15 protein-coding genes are annotated in these 19,720 nt (G+C 70.5%); 7 read left to right on the top strand and 8 right to left on the bottom strand.

Features of this window, described 5'->3' with window-relative positions:
• Position 1: 1 nt before the first annotated feature.
• The 3 genes from AB0B48_RS04750 (at position 2) to AB0B48_RS04760 (ending at position 4,084) form a co-directional block, all read left to right on the top strand.
• Positions 2-622, top strand: a complete 621-nt coding sequence (locus AB0B48_RS04750) for a TetR family transcriptional regulator (RefSeq protein WP_357195917.1) — start codon at positions 2-4, stop codon at positions 620-622.
• A 73-nt stretch (positions 623-695) separates the two neighbouring features.
• Positions 696-2,276: an MDR family MFS transporter gene (locus AB0B48_RS04755; protein WP_357195920.1), complete on the top strand. Its 1,581-nt coding sequence runs from the start codon at positions 696-698 to the stop codon at positions 2,274-2,276.
• 248 nt (positions 2,277-2,524) lie between these two features.
• Entirely contained in the window at positions 2,525-4,084 is a 1,560-nt protein-coding gene (locus AB0B48_RS04760) for an OFA family MFS transporter (RefSeq protein ID WP_357195979.1), read from the top strand.
• Positions 4,085-4,173: 89 nt separating this feature from the next.
• On the opposite strand, the gene nrfD is transcribed toward AB0B48_RS04760, so the two are convergent.
• From nrfD to AB0B48_RS04800, 8 genes are all read right to left on the bottom strand, one after another.
• Positions 4,174-5,139: an NrfD/PsrC family molybdoenzyme membrane anchor subunit gene (gene nrfD, locus AB0B48_RS04765; protein ID WP_357195923.1), complete on the bottom strand. Its 966-nt coding sequence runs from the start codon at positions 5,137-5,139 to the stop codon at positions 4,174-4,176.
• Complete coding sequence (locus tag AB0B48_RS04770) at positions 5,136-6,179, bottom strand: 4Fe-4S dicluster domain-containing protein (protein WP_357195926.1); 1,044 nt, start codon at positions 6,177-6,179, stop codon at positions 5,136-5,138. The genes nrfD and AB0B48_RS04770 overlap by 4 nt, the downstream gene beginning before the upstream one ends.
• A gap of 3 nt (positions 6,180-6,182) precedes the next feature.
• Positions 6,183-9,458 carry a formate dehydrogenase gene (fdh, locus tag AB0B48_RS04775; RefSeq protein ID WP_357195929.1) on the bottom strand — a complete coding sequence of 1,092 codons (3,276 nt, stop codon included), beginning with the start codon at positions 9,456-9,458 and terminating at the stop codon, positions 6,183-6,185.
• 145 nt (positions 9,459-9,603) lie between these two features.
• The gene (locus tag AB0B48_RS04780; RefSeq protein ID WP_357195932.1) at positions 9,604-10,401 is read right to left on the bottom strand and encodes a PrsW family intramembrane metalloprotease; all 798 of its coding nucleotides are present in this window, start codon (positions 10,399-10,401) and stop codon (positions 9,604-9,606) included.
• A 178-nt stretch (positions 10,402-10,579) separates the two neighbouring features.
• Positions 10,580-12,421, bottom strand: a complete 1,842-nt coding sequence (locus AB0B48_RS04785; protein WP_357195935.1) for a hypothetical protein — start codon at positions 12,419-12,421, stop codon at positions 10,580-10,582.
• Complete coding sequence (locus AB0B48_RS04790; protein WP_355006552.1) at positions 12,418-13,182, bottom strand: ABC transporter ATP-binding protein; 765 nt, start codon at positions 13,180-13,182, stop codon at positions 12,418-12,420. Before AB0B48_RS04790 ends, AB0B48_RS04785 begins: the two co-directional genes overlap by 4 nt.
• A gap of 70 nt (positions 13,183-13,252) precedes the next feature.
• Entirely contained in the window at positions 13,253-13,672 is a 420-nt protein-coding gene (locus AB0B48_RS04795; RefSeq protein WP_357195938.1) for an ASCH domain-containing protein, read from the bottom strand.
• Between the two features lie 165 nt (positions 13,673-13,837).
• Positions 13,838-14,911 carry an XdhC family protein gene (locus AB0B48_RS04800; RefSeq protein WP_357195941.1) on the bottom strand — a complete coding sequence of 358 codons (1,074 nt, stop codon included), beginning with the start codon at positions 14,909-14,911 and terminating at the stop codon, positions 13,838-13,840.
• Between the two features lie 118 nt (positions 14,912-15,029).
• On the opposite strand from AB0B48_RS04800, the gene AB0B48_RS04805 reads away from it, so the two are divergent.
• From AB0B48_RS04805 to AB0B48_RS04820, 4 genes are read left to right on the top strand one after another with little or no spacing between them, the layout of a single operon-like run.
• A complete protein-coding gene (locus AB0B48_RS04805; protein ID WP_357195944.1) occupies positions 15,030-15,902 on the top strand; it encodes a xanthine dehydrogenase family protein subunit M in 873 nt (290 codons plus the stop codon).
• A 2-nt stretch (positions 15,903-15,904) separates the two neighbouring features.
• Positions 15,905-16,453 carry a (2Fe-2S)-binding protein gene (locus AB0B48_RS04810; protein ID WP_357195947.1) on the top strand — a complete coding sequence of 183 codons (549 nt, stop codon included), beginning with the start codon at positions 15,905-15,907 and terminating at the stop codon, positions 16,451-16,453.
• Entirely contained in the window at positions 16,450-18,840 is a 2,391-nt protein-coding gene (locus AB0B48_RS04815; protein WP_355006546.1) for an aerobic carbon-monoxide dehydrogenase large subunit, read from the top strand. The genes AB0B48_RS04810 and AB0B48_RS04815 overlap by 4 nt, the downstream gene beginning before the upstream one ends.
• Positions 18,841-18,850: 10 nt before the next feature.
• Positions 18,851-19,717 carry an XdhC family protein gene (locus tag AB0B48_RS04820; protein ID WP_357195952.1) on the top strand — a complete coding sequence of 289 codons (867 nt, stop codon included), beginning with the start codon at positions 18,851-18,853 and terminating at the stop codon, positions 19,715-19,717.
• Positions 19,718-19,720 lie beyond the last annotated feature (3 nt).

The raw sequence follows: 19,720 nt of genomic DNA on the forward strand, positions 1-19,720 counted from the left end.
CGTGACCGACACCGACCAAGCCGCGCCCGGGCGTCGCGACCGCAAGAAGGCGCAAACGCGGGCCGCGCTGACCGCCGCCGCGCTGCGGCTGGTCGCCGAACGCGGCCTGGAGCACGTGACGGTGGAGGAGATCAGCGAGGCCGCGGACGTGTCCTCGCGGACCTTCTTCAACTACTTCACCTGCAAGGACGAGGCACTCACCGACGACCCGGCGCTCGACGGCAACCCGGTCGTGGCGCGTCTGGCGGCCACACCTGCGCAGGTGCCGACGTTGCAGGCCGTCCGGCTCGCCCTCGACGAGGCGATCGACACGATCCAGGCCGACCGGGAGTTGTGGCGGCTGCGGCTGGCGGTCATCACCCAGAACCCCGCGCTGCTGCCCCGGCTGGTGTCCGGCAACATCGCGACGGAGCGAGCCATGGTCTCGGTCATCGCCACCCGCCTCGGCGTAGGGCCCGACCACGGCCTCCCGCCGCTCATCACCGCTGTCACCAGTGCTGCCTTCCACACCGCGATGCTGCGCTGGTCCGCCGACAACGACACGCGCCCCCTGCGCGACTTCGTCGACGAGGCGTTCGCCGCGATCGCCGCCGGGCTGCCGGATCCGCCGTCCCCCTCCTGACCCGCCACTGCCCGCCCCGCCGCACCAGCTGCGGGGCCAGTCACCCCGCCACAAACCCGCCAAGGGAGCGTCAATGACCACCACCGTCCCGCCCGCCGACACCGCCGAGGTCGGCACGCGCATGTCGCGTCGGGAGGTTCTCCAGGCCCTTTCCGGCCTGATGGTCGGCATGTTCGTGTCCATCCTCGCCTCCACGGTGGTGGCGAACGCGCTGCCGCGGATCATCGCGGATCTGAACGGCAGCCAGACCGTCTACACGTGGATCGTCACCAGCGAACTGCTCGCCATGACGGCGACGGTGCCGCTGTGGGGCAAGATGGCCGACCTGTACAGCAAGAAGCTGCTGATCCAACTCTCGCTGGGCCTGTTCGTGGTGGGTTCGCTCATCGCGGGCTTCACGCCGAACGTCGAGGTGCTGCTGCTCAGCCGTGTCGTCCAGGGCATCGGCGCCGGCGGCATGACGGCGCTGGCCACGATCGTCATGGCGGCGATGATCCCTCCCCGTGAGCTGGGCCGCTACGCCGGCATCTTCGGCGCGGTCTTCGGTGTGGGCACCATCGCCGGTCCGCTGATCGGTGGCCTGCTCGTCGACACGTCGTGGCTGGGCTGGCGGTGGTGCTTCCTGATCGGCGTCCCGTTCAGCATCATCTCCATCGCCCTGCTCCAGCGCACCCTGCACCTGCCGGTCGTCCGCCGCAAGGCAAAGATCGACTGGCTGGGTGCCCTGCTCATCACCTCTGGTGTCTCCACGCTGCTGATCTGGTCGTCCCTGGCCGGGAACAAGTTCGAGTGGGCCTCCGGCTGGACGGCCCTGATGGTCGTCGGCGGTCTGGTCCTGCTGGCGCTGGCCGTGCTCGTCGAATCTCGCGCCGAGGAGCCGATCGTCCCGCTGGGCATCTTCCGCAACCGCACGGTCTCCCTGGCCACGATCGCCAGCGTGCTGGTCGGTGTCGCGCTGTTCGGCGGCACCGTCTTCCTGTCCCAGTACTTCCAGATCTCGCTGGGCAAGTCACCCACCGTCGCGGGCCTGATGAGCCTTCCGATGATCTTCGGCCTGCTCGTCTCGTCGACGGTCGCCGGACAGCTCATCACCAAGTACGGCCGGTGGAAGGCATACCTGGTGGCCGGCGCCGCGGTGATGAGCGTCGGGATGCTGCTCCTGGGCACCATCGACGCCAACACCAGCGTCATCGTGCTGTCGATCTACATGGCCGTGCTGGGCGTCGGCGTCGGCATGCTCATGCAGAACCTCGTGCTGGCCGCACAGAACGACGTACCGGCCCACGAGCTCGGCGTCACCACCTCCGTGCTGACGTTCTTCCGCAGCATGGGCGGCGCCATCGGGGTCAGTGCCCTCGGCGCGGTCCTGGCGAACCGGGTGGCCTCGCTGACCGCCGAGCGGCTCGGCCCGGCGGCGACGGCCGGCGGTGGCTCCGCCGAGGTGCCCGACCTGTCCACCCTGCCCGAGCCGGTGCTGCGCATCGTGCAGGACGTGTACGGCATCGCCACCGCGGATCTCTTCCTGGTCGGCGCGCCGTTCGCGCTGCTCGCGTTGATCGTCGTGCTGTTCATCAGGGAGAAGCCGCTGCACACCCTCAGCGGGGAGGAACGACGCGTCCAGGAGGAGGCGGCCGCGAAGGCCGCGATCCACTGAGCGGTACGACAGCAGTCGGGGGGCGGGCCGGTGGGCCCGCCCCCGTTCCGTGCCCACCTGCCGCTGCGTTTTTCGGTAACGACATGGTGTGAACCGGCCGCCACGTAACGTGAGGTGGAGCCGGTAATCGGCTGACGCCAGACGTGCGCCGGGCCGCCACTGCGGCGGCGCCGCTCGGCCAACTGCCGGGTCGGGACAGCTCGGCAACGTTGCGGCCTGTTCGGCCGCAGGAGGTGTGGACGATGCCCATGCTGTCGGTATTCGATCCTCGGCACACTGTCGCTCCCCCGGGATACAGCCGCTGGCTCATCCCGACCGCAGCACTGGCCGTGCACGTGTGCATCGGCCAGGTCTACGCGACAAGTGTCTACAAGAACTCCCTCATCGCGCACTTCGACGTCAGCCAGACGGCGATCGGGGCGATCTTCAGCATCGCCATCGTCATGCTGGGCTCGTCGGCGGCGGTCGGTGGACGTTGGGTGGAGCGGAACGGACCGCGCCGGGCGATGTTCGTCTCGGCGTGCTTCTGGGCCGTCGGGTTCCTGGTCGGCGCGCTCGGCATCGCGACCCAGCAGCTGTGGCTGCTCTATCTCGGGTACGGCGTCATCGGCGGTATCGGGCTCGGTATCGGTTACATCTCGCCCGTCTCCACGCTGATCAAGTGGTTCCCGGACCGCCCGGGCCTCGCCACCGGGCTGGCCATCATGGGGTTCGGCGGCGGTGCCCTGGTCGCCGGTCCGCTCGCGCGCCAACTGCTCTCCCTCTACGACTCCGGCTACAACCCCAACAATCCGGCCGCCGTAGCGTCCGGCCACGCCCTCGTGGCACTCTTCGTCACGTTCGGCATCGGCTATTTCGTGATCATGATGTTCGGCCCGTTCAACGTCCGGGTTCCGGCACCGGACTGGCGACCCGCCGGGTTCGACCCAGCGAGCGTCGCCGCCCGACCCCTGGTGACCACGGCGAGCGTGTCCGTGTCGAACGCCGTGCGTACCCGGTCGTTCTGGTTGCTGTGGATCGTGCTGTTCTGCAACGTCACAGCGGGCATCGGCATCCTGGAGCAGGCAAGCCCGATGATCCAGGACTTCTTCCGGGACAACGGGACCGCCACCACGGTCTCGGTGACGGCGGCAGCCGGTTTCGTGGGGGTGCTGTCGCTGTTCAACATGGCGGGGCGGTTCGTCTGGTCGACAACGTCCGACCTCATCGGCCGCAAGCCCATCTACATGGTCTACCTCGGCGTCGGCATGGTGCTGTACCTGCTGCTCGCCGTCGCTGGCCACTCCGCGACCGCGGTCTTCGTCCTCATCGCCGCCGCGATCATCTCCTTCTACGGCGGTGGCTTCGCCACCATGCCCGCCTACCTGCGTGACCTGTTCGGCACCTTCCAGGTCGGGGCCATCCACGGCCGGATCCTCACCGCCTGGTCGGCAGCGGGCGTCGCCGGCCCGCTGATCGTCAACGGAATCCTCGACACGCAGGGCAAGCCCGGCACGCTCACCGCGGCGGCGTACCGGCCCGCGCTGTTCACCATGGTCGGCATCCTCGCCATCGGGTTCATCGCGAACCTGCTGGTGCGTTCCGTGCCCGAACGGTTCCACGAACCGGACCGAGGACCGACCTCGCCCGTGGCGAAGGCCACCGTCACCGAGCCGGTCGCGCTCGGGCGGGACAGCCAACCGCCCGCGCCGCCGCACGTCGGTAACCAGACCGGGCGGCTCTGGTTGTCGTGGCTGCTGGTCGCGGTGCTCCTCGGGTACGGCATCATCCAGACCGCGATCACCGCCGCGAAGCTGTTCACCGGCTGACGCGTGGCGGCCCAACGCGGCCAGACCTCCTGCAATCGCAACGGAAGGCGCCCCTCGAGAGGGGCGCCCTTTCCGTTGCGCTGATCCGCTCAGGGACGGGTCGCCGACCGCTTCTCGGCGAGCCGCTCCCGTTGTGGCACGACCGTGTACTTCGGATCGCGGGCCGACACCCGGCCCGCCTCGAACACGCCGAACCTGGTGGCCACCGACGATGCCACGAGGGCGGCGCCGGAGATCGCCGCCAGCACCCGGCTGCGTCGGCTGAACAGCGCGGCGACGGTGCCCACGCCGAGCAGCACGTCACCCGCACGGACCAGACGACCGCTGCGACCCTGCCGGTAGGGCTCACCGGTCAGGCCCAACCGCTCCATCCGGCGACCGCCGAGGTACTTGATGGTCGCCGCGACGACGGCGAGTCGCCGCAGCGGAGCGGTCTGGGCGGCGGGCGCCGCGATGAGGCCGACCCCGGTGGCGGCGGCGAGCGCGCTGCCACCGAAGACGAACGGCAGATAGGGGTACGCCTCGTGCCAGGCAGGTACGGCGGTGTCGGCGAGCAGCACCCCGGTGTACGTGGCCAGCGCCGGGGCGGTGGCAGCCGCGGCCAGCCCGGCGATGTCGCCGACGGGTGGCGCCAGCCGGCGGGCGAGGCCGAGAACACCGTGCTCGGGGAGCAGCGGCGCCAGCTCGGCGACCGCGGCCACACCGGCGGCCGGGCCGAACACGGCGAGGATCCAGGTGCCGACCGACATCGGCGACGTCACCTTGACCACCCGGAGCATGTGATGGAACCGGGCCGGCCGGCCTAGGTCGTGGACCAGCAGGTACGTACTGGCGGCGACACCGCCGAGGGCCGTCCAACGGCCCACAGTGCACAGCCCTGGTCGTCCGGTCAGTTGGGCGGCCCCGCCGATCAGTGCGCCTCCAGCGGCGAGACCTCCGGTGAACAGGTAACCGGCGATGTCGTACTTCCACACCGGCGGCTTCAACACCGGCCGGCCGTAGTAGGAGGCGAAGTTGGCCGGCGGCACCGTGAGCTGCTCACCGCCGCGGGTCATGACCGCCTGCCCAGGAATGCGACAACAGTGGCGGCGGTCATCGCCAGGGCGGCCAGGCCGGCGCGCTTCCACATGGCCGGCAGGTCGCGGGTGGTCACGATCGGGTCCGGTGGCAACCCGTACACCTCCGGCTCGTCCAACAGGAGGAAGAACGCCCCGTCACCACCGACCCCGTCGTTCGGGTCGTGCCCGTACAACCTCGCCTCCGGCACGCCCCGCTCATGCAGCTTCGCCACCCGCGCGGCGGCCCGCTCCCGCAACTCGTCCAGAGCGCCGTACTGGATCGACTCCGTCGGACACGCCTGCGCACACGCAGGGGTCATGCCCGCGCCCAACCGGTCGTAGCACAGCGTGCACTTCCACGCCCGGCCATCGGCCTTGCGTTGATCGATGACCCCGTACGGGCAGGCGGAGATGCAGTAACCGCAGCCGTTGCAGATGTCCTCCTGCACCACCACAGTGCCGAACTCCGTCCGGAACAGGGAACCTGTCGGGCAGACATCCAGGCAGGCCGCGTGGGTGCAGTGCTTGCACACGTCCGACATCATCAACCAGCGAAAATCCGTCCGCCCCTCCGCGCCCGAACCCCTCCCCGGCGGCTGCGCACCCGGCATCCCCAGGAACTCCGGTCCGCCCGACATGCGGGCCGCCGCACCGGGCGAGCCGGTGGGCAGGCCGGGGTCCGTTCCGGTGTCGGTGCTGGTACGCGCGCCGGCCGCCGCCGTCACCGGGCTGATCGCCGGCCCGTCCGGGTCCCCCGCGAACGCCGGAGTCGCCCAGCCGGCCGAACGGGGCTGCTCCACGAACGCGACGTGCCGCCACGAGTTCGCTGTCAACGCGCCGGTGTTGTCATACGACATGCCCAGCAGGTCGAGCCCACTCTCGGGGACGCCGTTCCACTCCTTGCAGGCCACCTCGCACGCTTTGCAGCCGATGCAGACGCTGGTGTCGGTGAAGAACCCCATTCGCGGTGGCGGGTTCTCGTAGCCGGCGTCCGGTGCGGGGTCCAGCGGCCCGTACAGGGCGTTGGCGTGGGGCATGGGTCAGACCTCCTGGTCCGGGCCGCTGTCGGCGGAGTCGGTCGTGACCTGCGGTGGATAGTGCGGGCTCAGGTCGCCGGACCGTCGCCGGTAGTCGACGACGAGTTCCTGCAGCTCCAGGCCCCTGGGTCGACGGCCGGGCCGCACGTCGCAGGTGCCGACCTTGCTCTCCTGGATGAGCACGTTCGGGTCCAGGCTGATGCCGAACAGGTCGTTGGCCGAGTCGCCGGTCACCAGGCCCTCGAAACCGAAGTGGTACGGCAACCACACCTGGTGGATGATCCGACCGTCCACCCGCAACGGGGTGAGCCGGTCGGTCACCAGCACCCGTGCCTCGATCGCCGCACGGGCGGTGACCAGGTGCGCCCAACCCAGGTGGGTGAGACCACGTTCGGCCGCCAACTCCGGCGACACCTCGACGAACATCTCGGGTTGCAGCTCCGCGAGGGGTGAGACCATCCGGCTCATCGCACCGGCGGTGTGGTGCTCGGTGAGCCGGCTGACAGTGAACACGTACGGGAACACCTGGCTGTACGGTTCCGGCGGGCTCGGGTTGAGCGTGTTGATCGGGTGGGTGTAGACCTTGCGGGTCGGGTTGGCCTGCTGTCGGTAGAGCGGGTTGCGCACCGGCGACTCGACCGGCTCGTAGTGGGTGGGCATCGGCCCGTCGAGCACACCGGTGGGCGCGTACAGCCAGCCTTTGCCGTCTCCCTGGAGGATGAACGGGTCGTCGCCGGCGATGCCCGCCACGCCCGAGGCGTCGCGCGCCGGTCGGTAGGACGGCGGTTTGGTCTTCTCGAAGTCCGGCACGTCGTAGCCGGTCCACTCGCTCTTGTCCGCGTCCCACCAGACGTAGCGTTTGCGCTCGGACCACGGGTTGCCGTCCGGGTCGGCGGAGGCACGGTTGTAGAGGATGCGCCGGTTGGCCGGCCACGCCCAACCCCACTCGGGTGCCACCAGGGACTGCTCTGAGCCGGGTTTGCGGCGGGCCGCCTGGTTGACACCGTCGGCGTACACCCCGGTGTAGATCCAGCAACCGCCGACGGTGGATCCGTCGTCCTTCATCTCGGTGAACGACGCCAGCGGCCGGCCGGTGGCCACGACGTACCCGTTGATCTCGCGCAGCACCGCCTCGGCGCTGGGCTCGGCGTTCGGGCCGTGCGTGGGGTAGTCCCAGGCGAGGTCGAGCAGCGCACGGTCGCGCGGCTTCGTCGACGTCGCCAGCCGTTCCCGGATGACGCGGCCGAGGTGGTAGAAGAACCACAGCTCGGAGCGGGCGTCGCCTGGCGGTTCGACGGCCTTCTCCCGCCACTGCAACAGCCGTTGGGTCTGGGTGAAGGTGCCCTCCTTCTCCACGTGGGAGGCGGCCGGTAGGAAGAACACCTCGGTGCGGCACCCCTCAGGGGCGATCTCGCCGGTTTCGATCTCCGGCGCGTTCTTCCAGAACGTGGCGCTCTCGATCTCGAACAGGTCGCGGACCACGAGCCAGTCGAGGTTGGCCATGCCGAGACGCTGCGCCCGGCCGTGCGCCGAACCGACCGCCGGGTTCTGCCCGAGCAGGAAATAGCCCTTGATCTTGCCGTCGATCATGTCGAGCACCTGCTGGTAGGTGCCGTGGTCGCCGGTCATCCGCGGCAGGTACCCGTAGCAGTAGTCGTTGTCGGCGGTGGCGGCGTCACCCCAGTACGCCTTGAGCAGGTTGACGCCGTAGGTGCGGGCGTTGCCCCAGAAACCCTTCTGCCCGGGGTGCGCGATGCTGTCCACCCACTCGTCCAGGGTCGGGTGTTCGGCGTGGTGCGGCATCGGCAGGTAACCGGGCAGCAGGTTGAACAGCGTCGGGATGTCGGTGGACCCCTGGATGCTGGCGTGCCCGCGCAGGGCCATCACCCCGCCACCCGGGCGGCCCATGTTGCCCAGCAGGAGCTGGATGATCGCGCCGGTGCGGATGTACTGCACGCCGACGCTGTGCTGCGTCCAGCCCACGGAGTAGACGAGCATGCCGGTCCGGTCCCGGCCGGAGTTCTCCGTCCACGCCCGAGCCAGTTCGAGGAACTTCTCCTGCGGGACGCCGCAGACCCGTTCCACCATCTCGGGGGTGTAGCGGGCGAAGTGTCGCTTGAGGATCTGGTAGACGCAGCGCGGGTGCTGCAACGTCTCGTCACGTTCGGTCTCGCCGCCAACCGGCGCGCCGTGCGACTCGTTCTCCAGCCCGGACGCCGTCTCCCGCTGCGTCTCGCTGTCGCGGGTCGTCTGGTCCTGCGGGTGGCCCTGGTACCGCCAGCTGGCCTGGTCGTAGGTGGCGTTGTCGTCGTTGAAGCCGGAGAAGAGGCCGTGCATGTCCTCGGTGTCGGCGTACTCCTCGGTCACGATCGTCGCGGCGTTGGTGTAGGCGACGACGTACTCCCGGAAGTCCAACTCGTTGTCGAGGATGTAGCGCACCACCCCACCGAGCAGCGCGATGTCCGTGCCCGCCCGGATCGGCAGGTACGAGTCAGCCAGCGCGCTGGTGCGGGTGAACCGCGGATCGACGTGGAAGACCTTCGCGCCTCGACGCTTGGCCTCCATCACCCACTGGAAACCCACCGGGTGTGCTTCGGCCATGTTCGAACCCTGGATGACGATGACGTCGGAGTTCGACAGGTCCTGCTGGTACTGGGTGGCGCCGCCACGACCGAAGCTGGTCCCCAGACCGGGGACGGTGGAGGAGTGTCAAATGCGGGCCTGGTTCTCGATCTGCAGCGCCCCCATCGCGGTGAACAACTTCTTGATGAGGTAGTTCTCCTCGTTGTCCAGCGTCGCCCCACCCAGGCTGGAGATGCCCAGCGTCCGGTTGAGCGGTCGACCCTCGGCGTCGACGTCCTCCCAGGTCTCGTCCCGGGCGGCCAGGACCCGATCGGCGATCATGTTCAGCGCCGTGTCGAGGTCGAGGTCCTCCCACTCGGTGCCGTACGGCCGGCGGTAGCGGACCTTGGTCTGCCGCAGCGGACTGGTCACCAGGCTCTTGCTCGCCGCGCCCTTCGGGCAGAGCCGACCCCGCGAGATCGGACTGTCCGGATCACCCTCGATCTGGCTGACCCGCCCGTCCTTGACGAACACCCGCTGACCACACCCCACAGCGCAGTACGGGCAGACAGACCGGGCCATCGAATCGGCGTCATCGGTGCGGGCGGTCAGCGCGCGGGACCCGTCAGACTTCGCCGCGGCACCCCGGCCCAGCGGGTCCGTGCCGGCGAGCTGGCGATAGACCGGCCAGCCCTCGAACCAGCTGCGCACCCCCATCGCCGCACCTTCCCGACCAATCCCGCCAAATATGAACACTCTGACGTTAGTTGAGGTGCCGGCCCGGCCGCAGCGAGATCACCAACAGACATGCCTCCCCCAGCCCTTCGGTACGGGCCGGGAGAGGCATGGGGTGCGGCGTTGGTCAGTGCGGCTGTAGCTGGCCGACGTGTTGATCGCTGAAGGTCCGGTAGCGGCGCAGCTCCCAGAACAACCAGCCGATGCTGATGATCGCCAACACGACGAAGACCAGCGAACCGGAGAACGTGTCCCAGAGGGTGTGCAGGACGACGACACCCAGGAACGTGCCGATGAACCCGAAGAGCCGGGCGACGCTCGGGCTCGCCAGCAACGCCCAGAGCGCGCCTGCGGTCAGCCCGGTCCAGGCGGTGTGACCGGCGGGCGCCGTCAGACCCCGGATGAAGAGCGTCTGCTCCACCGCGCCGATGTTGCCCTGCGAACTCAGCAGCGCGCTGAACGCGTAGCCCATCGTCTCCAGCGCGGCGAACCCCATGCCGGCGGCGATGCCGATGATCAGCCCGTCGGAGGGCACCCGGCGACGACGCTGGGCCACCACCGTGAACAGCAGCACCACCGGGACGATCAGCTTCGCCGACTCCTCGATCAACGCGACGAACAGCATCGGCAGGGTGCCGAGGCCGCGCAGGGTGTCGTACTCCAGGGTGCCGGCGACCACAGTGCCGATCACACCGCCGAAGAACGCCGACGTCACCAACACCGAAGCCGGCACCTGCCAGCGCCCGGTCCGGGCCTGCGCGAACGTCAGGAACGTCAACGGCACCAACGTCGCCCCGAGCAGGATCAACGCCGGTACGAAGTTCGGATTCTTGGTGCTGACCAGGGTCCGCAGCACCGCCAGATAAAGGATCAGCCCGATGACGAGCACCCCGACCCACGCCCACCGGCGCCAACGATCACCCATACCGCGCAGTCTGGCGGACCAAGGTTACGAAGACCAGCTCCGGCCCCGAGATCCTGACGACTCCCCAGCGGCGGCGAAGTCCGCTGTTCAGGGGCGGCGATGCGCGCGAGTGATCGTTACGACGGCATACCCCTGGCCCCTCTGGCGATGCTGTAGCGCGCCGCTGTAGAGCTGTGGATCAGGGGCTGCCCGGTTGCGGTCGGCGATCCCACAGCACCAGGCCGGTGAGCAGCATCGCGACGCCCAGACCGACCATCGCCAACCCGACCGCCGTGTGCGCGCTGCCGCTCAGGTGACCGGCCACGATCCACCCGCTGTCGATTCCGAACGCCAGCGGCATCAGCCCCTGCGGGATCACCGGGATCCACCCGACCGTCAGCAACCCCAGCGCCCACGCTGTCGACGTGTTCTCCCGATACCACTGCACGTCCCAGGTCAGCGGGAGCGCCGCCTCCGGGGGCCGGCTCCGCTGACCTGCCGCGGCGAGCACCGTCGTGCCTCGCTGGGCGAGCCGCTCGTCGGCCAACCACAAGCCACCCCACCAGGTCGCCACGCCGGACAGCAGCCCGACCACCGGTAGCAGCGGTGCCGCCTCCGGCGGACCCCAGATCATCAGGGCGAGCACCGGCGCGGCGGCGAGCAGCCCGGCAGCGGTGGCGACCAGGACGCTGACGATGTCGGTCGGGTTGTCAGCCGCAGTGGGGTGCCGCGGGTCGGCCACCGGGCGTACGCGCAGCAGCGACACCCACACCGGCACCGACGCGCCCGCGCCGAGCAGGGCCGGCAGGGTGGAGAGCGCGGCCAGCGGGTCGACGTCGGGGGCGAGGATGATGCCGACGACGGTGAGCAGCACGCCGATCGGAGTGACCAGCACCAGCCAGGCCAGGGCACGTCCCCGGACCTCGGCCCGTTCACCGCCCGGTGTGGTGAACGGCAGCCACAACGCGGTGCCGTCCAGCCCGACCAGCCCGGCCGACATCGCCGCCGCGCCGAGCACGGCGAACGTTCCGGCCCATGGCAGCAGCAGGTCCACGTCTGACAGCAGCGGCAGCCCGGCGAGCAACGTCCCGTACACCACAGCGAACGCCAGATACTGCAACCGCAGCGGGTGCCGCATCCAGGACCGCAACTCGCGGCCGACGACCGCCCGCGTCGCGGCCGGCACCCACCCCGGCCACTCCCGCTCTGCCGTGGCCGGTGACGCCGCCGTGGTCCGGCGCGGCCGGAACGGCACGCCGGTGGCGATCACCCTTCGGACGAGCATGATGTACGCGGCGGCGCAGAGCGCGACGATGCCCATCAGGGCCGCCATCAGGCGCACCCCTTGCCCGGTTGGTCCGGTCACGGCGGTGACCGGCCAGCCGCTCGGCACGTACGCCATGGCCCTGACCACGTTCTGCGGCGCTGCCACGAGCAGTACCGACACCCATGGGAAGACGGCCCAGAGCGACCCGGCGACACCCATCGCCGTACCGGTGAGGACGCCGGTGAGAAGCGCCCCGGCCGGACCACCGGCGTGGCCGACGACCTCCAGCGCGATGGCCGAGCCGATCAGCCCGAGCAGCCAGAGCAGCACCGCGCCGAAGGCGGTGACGAGGACCGCGACGGTGCCGTACCGGGCGGCGTGCACCGGCAGCGCGGCGAGTGCCACCAGCGAGACGGCCGGGCCGACCCCGATCGCCGACGCGGCGAGCAGGCCGATCGCGGCCGGGACACCGCCGATCGGCTCCAACCGCAGGTGGGCCGGGCGGACCCGGCCACGCCCGCCGCCGAGCAGCAGCGGCAGGACGATCCAGCCGAGAACCCACGCCCCGGCCAGCAGGCCGAGAGTGTGCTGGTCACCGTTGAGCGCGTACCGGATCAGCCAGGCGGCGGCGAGCAGACCGACCAGGCCGGCCACCGTGGGGCCAGGGTGTTCGCGCAGCGAGCGACGGAACATCGTCGCGCGCATCCGGGCCGGTACCGTGATCGCGCCGAGGGTGCCGCCCCGCCCTGCGGGGACGGTGGATTGCGCGCTCATCGTGCCCCGGTCAGCCAGTCCAGACCGGCGCTGCCGGAGGCTTCGGCGCCGACCAACTCGACGAACCGGTCCTCCAGGCTGCTGCCGGCGGCGACCTCGGCGACCGACCCGGCGGCGACCACCCGGCCCTGGTGGATCACGGTGACCTCGTCGCACATCTGCTCGACGAGCAGCATCGAGTGGGTGGACAGCACGCAGGTGCCGCCACCGGCCACGAACCGGCGCAGCACCCGGCGAATGGTGGCCGCGGAGACCGGGTCGACCGCCTCGAACGGTTCGTCGAGCACGAGCAGTCGCGGCGCGTGCAGCAGCGCCTGGGCGAGGCCGAGCTTCTTGCGGGTGCCGGTTGAGCAGTCGGCCAACGGGGTGCCGGCGCCCTTGACCAGGCCGAGCACGTCGATCAGTTCGGCTGCCCGCTCGGCGGCCTCCGCCCGGGGCAGCCCTCGCAGCCCGGCGCTGTAGCGCAGCAGTTCGGCGCCGGTGAGGCGCTCCGGGAAGTCGAGGCCGTCGGGCAGCACGCCGGTCAGCGCGCGGGTCAGGCCGCGCTCGCGCAGCGCGTCGTGGCCGAGGATCCGGATCTCCCCGGAGTCCGGGGTGACCAGGCCGACGGCCATTCCGATGGTGGTGGACTTGCCGGCGCCGTTGGGCCCGACGATGCCGTGGAAGGTGCCGGAACGCACGGTCAGATCGATGCCGTCCACCGCGCGATGCGCCGCGAAGGTCTTGACCAGGCCACGGATCTCGAGTGCCGGGGGGATCACGCGCCGAGCATAGGTGACCGTCGACGATCGCGCCGTCCGCTGATCAACAGTGCACAGTGGGCGTTGCAGGTCAGGCAATGTGCACCAGCCGGAAGCGCTCGGTCACCACCAGGGTGTCGTCGTCCACCGTGAAGTCGGGTTCGCCCAACTCGGCGCGTACCTCGGCGCTGTGCCAGAACGTCTCGTGCCCCGCACGCCACTGCACCACCGACTCGTCGCCCTCCCCCTCGGCCAGGGCGTGTGGCAGGTCGACGTCGGCGAGCCGGACCACCCGTACGTCGGTCAGCTCGATGGCCGCGACCCGGCGGCCGGCGGAGTCCACCACGGCCGACAGTTGACCCACCTCGGGCAGTGGCTCGTTCGCACACTCGTACCCGATCAGCAGGCCCGTCGTCGAGGTCTTGGCCCCGGACAGGATCGCGCCCACGAGCTTGTCCCGCAGTGGCCCCGGAAACGCGAACTCGGCAAGCGGAAGATCATCGAGGTCCATCCGCGGAGCGTACGCGACCCGACGCGCCGGGCCGGACCGTCAACCTGCCCTGCCTCGACGATCATGCAGTTGTGGTGGGTGCCAAAGTAGCTTCTACAGGGCGAAGTTCGGCACCACAACTCCATGATCGACGGGACCGGACCGCGCCGACGAGGCGGCCCTCGGTCAGGTGTGGTGGATCGGGGTCGCCAGGTCGCTGAGCGGGCGTCCCGTGCCGCCCCAGGTCTGGGCCGTGATCTCGGCGGCGATCGCCACGGCCGTCTCCTCCGGTGTCCGCGCGCCCAGGTCCAGCCCGATCGGTGAGCGGAGTCGGGCCAGCGCGCTCTCCGGGACACCCGCCTCGCGCAACCGGCGTATCCGATCGTCGTGGGCACGTCGGCTGCCCATCGCGCCGATGTAACGGGCCGGTGTGGCGAAGGCGACCTGGAGCAGCGGCACGTCGAACTTGGGGTCGTGGGTCAGCACGCAGAGCACCGTGCGGTCGTCGACGGTCGTCGACCCCAGGTACGCGTGCGGCCAGCGGACGACGAGGTCGTCGACGTCCGGGAAGCGCGCACGGGTGGCGAACACCGGGCGGGCGTCGCAGACCGTCACGTGGTAGCCGAGGAACTTGCCGATCCGGGCCATCGCGGCGGCGAAGTCGATCGCGCCGAAGATGATCATCCGGGGTGGCGGCACGTACGACTGGACGAATACGGCCACCTCGTCGCCGCGCTGCTGCCCCTGTTGGCCCAGGTGGATCGTGCCGGTCACGCCGAGCGCGAGCATCCCGGTCGCCTGCCGGGCCGCCGCGTCGTCCAGATCGGGTGCGCCGAGGCTGCCCGCGACCCGATCCGGCCAGATCACCAGCTGGCCGTTCTCGACCGATGCAGTGGCGACCGGACGGCCGTCGCGGATCGCGGCGAGGACCTCGTCGAACTCGGCCATCGCCACGCTCGGTTGCACCAGGACCTGGATGGTGCCGCCGCAGGTCAGCCCGACGTCCAACGCGTCGTCGTCGCTGACGCCGAAGGTCTGGGTGTGCGCCGTGCCGGTCTGGATCGCGGCCCGGCAGAGTTCGTAGACGGCACCCTCGACGCAGCCGCCCGAGATGCTGCCCACCACGTCGCCGTTCGCCGAGACGGCCATCGCCGCGCCAGGTTGCCGGGGCGCGGACTGCCAGGTCCGCGCGACGGTCGCGACGGCGAACGCGACGCCCTCCGCACGCCAGCCGGCCAGCCCGTCGACGATGTCCCGCATGGCCGCACGATCCGCGAGCCCCGGCGGCACCGTCAACGGTGACCTAAGCAACTGCTTAGGTCACCGTTGACTTTGACCCCCGCCGGGCAGAGATTCTGCCGGACTACGGAGGTGCGACATGCAGGTGCCGGCACCGTTCGAGTACGAGCGAGCCACCAGTGTGGACCATGCGATCAGCCTGCTGGAGCGGTTGGGCGGGACGGCCCGCCTGATCGCCGGCGGGCACAGCCTGTTGCCGATGATGAAGCTCCGGCTGGCCAACTTCGACTATCTGATCGACATCAACGACCTGCACGGCGAGTTGGGCTACGTCGAGGCGGGCCCCGACGAGGTCCGCGTCGGTGCGCTGACCCGGCATCGGGAGCTCCTCGAATCCCCCGTGCTGGCGACGGCGTTCCCGATCTTCGCCGACGCCGAACGGGTGATCGCCGACCCGGTGGTGCGCAACCGGGGCACGCTGGGCGGCTCGCTGTGCCAGGCCGACCCGTCCGAGGACCTGTCGGCGGTCTGCACGACGCTGGACGCGCGGTGCGTGATCCGTGGCCCGGGCGGCACGGAGCGGGTCGTGTCGATGGAGGAGTTCCACGTCGGGCCGTACGAGACGGCCGTCGCCGATGACGAGATCCTGGTCGAGATCCGGCTACCGGTACGGCCCGGCTGTGGCAGCGCGTACGCCAAGGTCGAGCGCCGGGCCGGCGACTGGGCCGTGGTGTCGGCCGGCGCGGCGGTGTGGCTCGACGGCGGCGCGATCGTCGACGCCCGGGTCGGGCTCGCGGCGGTCGGCCCCAACACCACCGGCATCCCGGCGATCTCGGCGTCGCTGCGCGGGCAGGAACCCTCGGAGAGCCTCTACGAGCAGGCCGGGGCGATCGCCGCGGACAGTTGCGACCCGGTGACCGACCAGCGCGGCAGCGCGGACTACAAGCGGCATCTGGCCGCCGAGCTGACCCGGCGGACCCTGCGCCGGGCCGTCGAACGGGCGAGGAGCTGAGCATGCAGGTCACCATGACCGTCAACGACGTCGAGGTCACCCGGGAGATCGAGGGCCGACTGCTGCTGGTGCACTTCCTGCGCGACGTGCTGGGTCTGACCGGCACGCACTGGGGCTGCGACACCAGCAACTGCGGCACCTGCGTGGTCTGGCTCGACGGCGAGCCGGTGAAGTCGTGCACGGTGCTCGCGGCGATGGCCGGCGGCCACCAGGTGCGTACCGTCGAGGGCCTCGCCAAGGGCGCCGAGCTGGACCCGATCCAGCAGGGGTTCATGCAGTGCCACGGTCTGCAGTGCGGTTTCTGCACCCCGGGGATGATGATGACCGCGCGGGCGCTGCTCGACCGCAACCCCGACCCGAGCGAGACGGAGATCCGGGAGGCGATCTCGGGTCAGATCTGTCGGTGCACCGGTTACGCCACCATCGTGCGCTCGGTCCGCTGGGCCGCCGTGGCCGAGGCGCAGGCCGCGGCCCAGGTCACCGAGACCACCGAATCGACCGAGGCTGGCGAGATCGACAACGCCGGCCAGCCCGCGGAGGCCGTCGCATGACCACTGTGCACGAGCGCGTGGACACGTTCCACGACAACGACCAGAAGCCCGTCGGGTACGGCCGGATGCTGCGCAAGGAGGACCCGCGCTTCCTGCGCGGGCGCGGCCGGTACGTCGACGACGTCCAACTGCCCGGCATGCTGCACCTCGCGATCCTCCGGTCGCCGGTGGCGCACGCCCGGATCGTCAGCATCGACACCAGTGCCGCCGAGGCGTCGCCCGGGGTGCGGGCGGTGGTGACCGGTGCGATGCTGGCGCAGCAGAACCTGGCCTGGATGCCGACGCTCTCCAACGACGTGCAGGCCGTGCTCGCCACCGACAAGGTGCGGTTCCAGGGCCAGGAGGTGGCGTTCGTCGTCGCCGACGACCGCTACGCGGCACGTGACGCGCTGGAGCTGATCGACGTCGAGTACGACGTCCTCGACCCGGTGATCGACGCGCGCCGGGCGTTGGAGTCGGACGCACCGCTGATCCGCGACGATCTGGACGGCAAGACGAACAACCACTGCTTCGACTGGGAGACCGGCGACGAGGCGGCCACTGAGGCGGTCTTCGCCCGCGCGGACGTCGTGGTCAGCCAGGATCTCGTCTACCCCCGGGTGCACCCGGCGCCGATGGAGACGTGTGGGGCGGTCGCCGACTACGACGCGGTCGACGGCAAACTGCGACTCTGGTCGACCACCCAGGCCCCGCACGCGCACCGCACCCTCTACGCCATCGTGGCGGGCCTGCCCGAGCACAAGATCCAGGTGATCTCGCCGGACATCGGCGGCGGGTTCGGCAACAAGGTTCCGATCTACCCCGGGTACGTCTGCGCGATCGTCGCCTCGATCGTGACCGGCAAGCCGGTGAAGTGGATGGAGGACCGCTCGGAGAACCTGATCAGCACCGGTTTCGCCCGCGACTACATCATGCGCGGGGAGATCGCCGCTACCCGCGACGGCCGGATCCTCGGCATCCGCACCAACGTGCTGGCCGACCACGGCGCGTTCAACGGCACCGCCGCCCCGGTGAAGTACCCGGCGGGTTTCTTCGGGGTCTTCACCGGCAGCTACGACATCGAGGCCGCGTACTGCAAGATGACGGCGGTCTACACCAACAAGGCACCCGGTGGCGTCGCGTACGCCTGCTCGTTCCGCATCACCGAGGCGGTCTACCTGGTCGAGCGGATCGTCGACTGCCTCGCCGACGAACTCGGCATGGACCCGGCCGAGCTGCGGTTGAAGAACTTCATCCAGCCGGAGCAGTTCCCGTACACGACGAAGACCGGCTGGGTGTACGACTCGGGCAACTACGAGCCGACGATGCGGCTGGCGATGGAGATGGCCGGCTACGACGAGCTGCGCCGCGAGCAGGCCGAGAAACGGGCCCGGGGCGAGCTGATGGGCATCGGCATCGCGTTCTTCACCGAGGCCGTCGGCGCCGGGCCGCGCAAGGACATGGACATCCTCGGGCTGGGCATGGCCGACGGTTGCGAGCTGCGCGTCCACCCGACCGGGAAGGCAGTGGTACGCCTCAGCGTGCAGTCGCAGGGTCAGGGCCACGAGACGACGTTCGCGCAGATCGTCGCCGAGGAGATCGGGATCCCACCGGCGGACATCGAGGTGCTGCACGGCGACACCGACAACACGCCGTTCGGCCTCGGCACGTACGGCAGCCGTTCGACGCCCGTCTCGGGCGCGGCGGCGGCTCTGGTGGCCCGGAAGGTTCGCGACAAGGCCCGGATCATCGCCTCGGGGATGCTCGAGGTGTCGGTCGCCGACCTGGAGTGGGAGAAGGGCGCGTTCCACGTCGCCGGTGACCCGGGCAGGTCCGTCACGATCCAGGACATCGCCCTGCGCGCGCACGGTGCGGGCGACCTGCCCGAGGGCATCGAGGGTGGCCTGGAGGCGCAGATCTGCTACAACCCGTCGAACCTGACCTATCCGCACGGCGCGTACATCTGCGTGGTCGACATCGACCCCGGCACCGCGCAGGTGAAGGTCCGACGGTTCATCGCGGTCGACGACTGCGGCACCCGGATCAACCCGATGATCATCGAGGGGCAGGTGCACGGCGGCCTGACCGACGGGGTCGGCATGGCGCTGATGGAGATGATCGCGTTCGACGAGGACGGCAACTGCCTCGGCGCGTCCCTGATGGACTACCTGATCCCGACGTCCCTCGAAGTGCCCGACTGGGAGACCGGGTTCACCGTCACGCCGTCGCCGCACCACCCGATCGGCGCGAAGGGCGTGGGCGAGTCCGCCACCGTGGGGTCGCCGCCCGCGATCGTCAACGCGGTCATCGACGCCCTGAAGCCCTTCGGCGTCCGCCACGCCGATATGCCGCTGACGCCGTCGCGGGTCTGGGACGCGATGCGCGGCCAGGCCCGGCCGCCGATCTGAGGAGCCGAGGATGACCACCATCGCCGAACGCGCCCGGGAGCTGACCGACACCCGGGAGCCGTTCGTCCACGCCACAGTGGTCCGCGCGCAGGATCCGACGTCGGCCCGACCGGGCGACGACGCGGTGATCCGGTCCGACGGCTCGATCGAGGGCTTCGTGGGCGGGGTGTGCGCGGAGAGTTCGGTGCGGGCGGCAGCCCTTGACGCCCTGCGCGACGGCACCGCCCTGCTGCTGCGGGTGCTGCCGGAAGGCGCGACCCCGTTCCCGGAGACGCCGGGGGCGCGGGTGGTGGTGAACCCGTGCCACTCCGGTGGGGCGATCGAGGTCTTCCTCCGGCCGATGCTGCCGGCGCCGGCGCTGCGCGTGGTCGGTGACACCCCGATCAGCGCCGCCGTGAAGACCCTGGCCGCGTTCCTCGACTTCGACGTCGTCATCGCCGACGACAGCACGGGCTGCACCGCCGTGGTGGTGGCCGGGTTGGGCAAGGGCGAGCCGGAGGCGATCCGGGCCGCGCTCGACGCCGGCGTCGGGTTCATCGCGGTCGTCGCCAGTGGCAGACGCGGCGTGGCCCTGCTCGACGAGCTGGGCCTCACCGACGCGGAACGTGCCCGCGTCCACACCCCGGCCGGGCTGGAGATCGGCGCGCGTACGCCGGCGGAGATCGCCCTGGCGATCATGGGTGAGGTGGTCCGGGCCATCCGGGTGGACGGGTTGGCCCCGGCCTCCGGCGCGCCGGCCGCCCGACCGCAGCAGGCCGTCGACCCGGTGTGTGGGATGACGGTGCTGGTCGGGGCAGAGACGCCGCACACGCGCGTCGACGGGCAGGACTTCTGGTTCTGCTGCGCCGGTTGCCTCGCGACTTTCACGGCGGCGTGACAG

It is taken from the genome of Micromonospora sp. NPDC049089 (genome assembly GCF_040648775.1).
In the GTDB taxonomy this organism is placed as follows: domain Bacteria; phylum Actinomycetota; class Actinomycetes; order Mycobacteriales; family Micromonosporaceae; genus Micromonospora.

What these genes read in the sequence shown, in the direction of transcription:
- AB0B48_RS04795 (WP_357195938.1), bottom strand. Translation starts at nt 13,672, where the DNA reads ATGGACCTCGATGATCTTCCGCTTGCCGAGTTCGCGTTTCCGGGGCCA.
- nrfD (WP_357195923.1), bottom strand. Translation starts at nt 5,139, where the DNA reads ATGACCCGCGGCGGTGAGCAGCTCACGGTGCCGCCGGCCAACTTCGCC.
- AB0B48_RS04770 (WP_357195926.1), bottom strand. Translation starts at nt 6,179, where the DNA reads ATGCCCCACGCCAACGCCCTGTACGGGCCGCTGGACCCCGCACCGGAC.
- AB0B48_RS04760 (WP_357195979.1), top strand. Translation starts at nt 2,525, where the DNA reads ATGCTGTCGGTATTCGATCCTCGGCACACTGTCGCTCCCCCGGGATAC.
- AB0B48_RS04780 (WP_357195932.1), bottom strand. Translation starts at nt 10,401, where the DNA reads ATGGGTGATCGTTGGCGCCGGTGGGCGTGGGTCGGGGTGCTCGTCATC.
- AB0B48_RS04810 (WP_357195947.1), top strand. Translation starts at nt 15,905, where the DNA reads ATGCAGGTCACCATGACCGTCAACGACGTCGAGGTCACCCGGGAGATC.
- AB0B48_RS04815 (WP_355006546.1), top strand. Translation starts at nt 16,450, where the DNA reads ATGACCACTGTGCACGAGCGCGTGGACACGTTCCACGACAACGACCAG.
- AB0B48_RS04800 (WP_357195941.1), bottom strand. Translation starts at nt 14,911, where the DNA reads ATGCGGGACATCGTCGACGGGCTGGCCGGCTGGCGTGCGGAGGGCGTC.
- AB0B48_RS04755 (WP_357195920.1), top strand. Translation starts at nt 696, where the DNA reads ATGACCACCACCGTCCCGCCCGCCGACACCGCCGAGGTCGGCACGCGC.
- AB0B48_RS04805 (WP_357195944.1), top strand. Translation starts at nt 15,030, where the DNA reads ATGCAGGTGCCGGCACCGTTCGAGTACGAGCGAGCCACCAGTGTGGAC.
- AB0B48_RS04820 (WP_357195952.1), top strand. Translation starts at nt 18,851, where the DNA reads ATGACCACCATCGCCGAACGCGCCCGGGAGCTGACCGACACCCGGGAG.
- AB0B48_RS04785 (WP_357195935.1), bottom strand. Translation starts at nt 12,421, where the DNA reads ATGAGCGCGCAATCCACCGTCCCCGCAGGGCGGGGCGGCACCCTCGGC.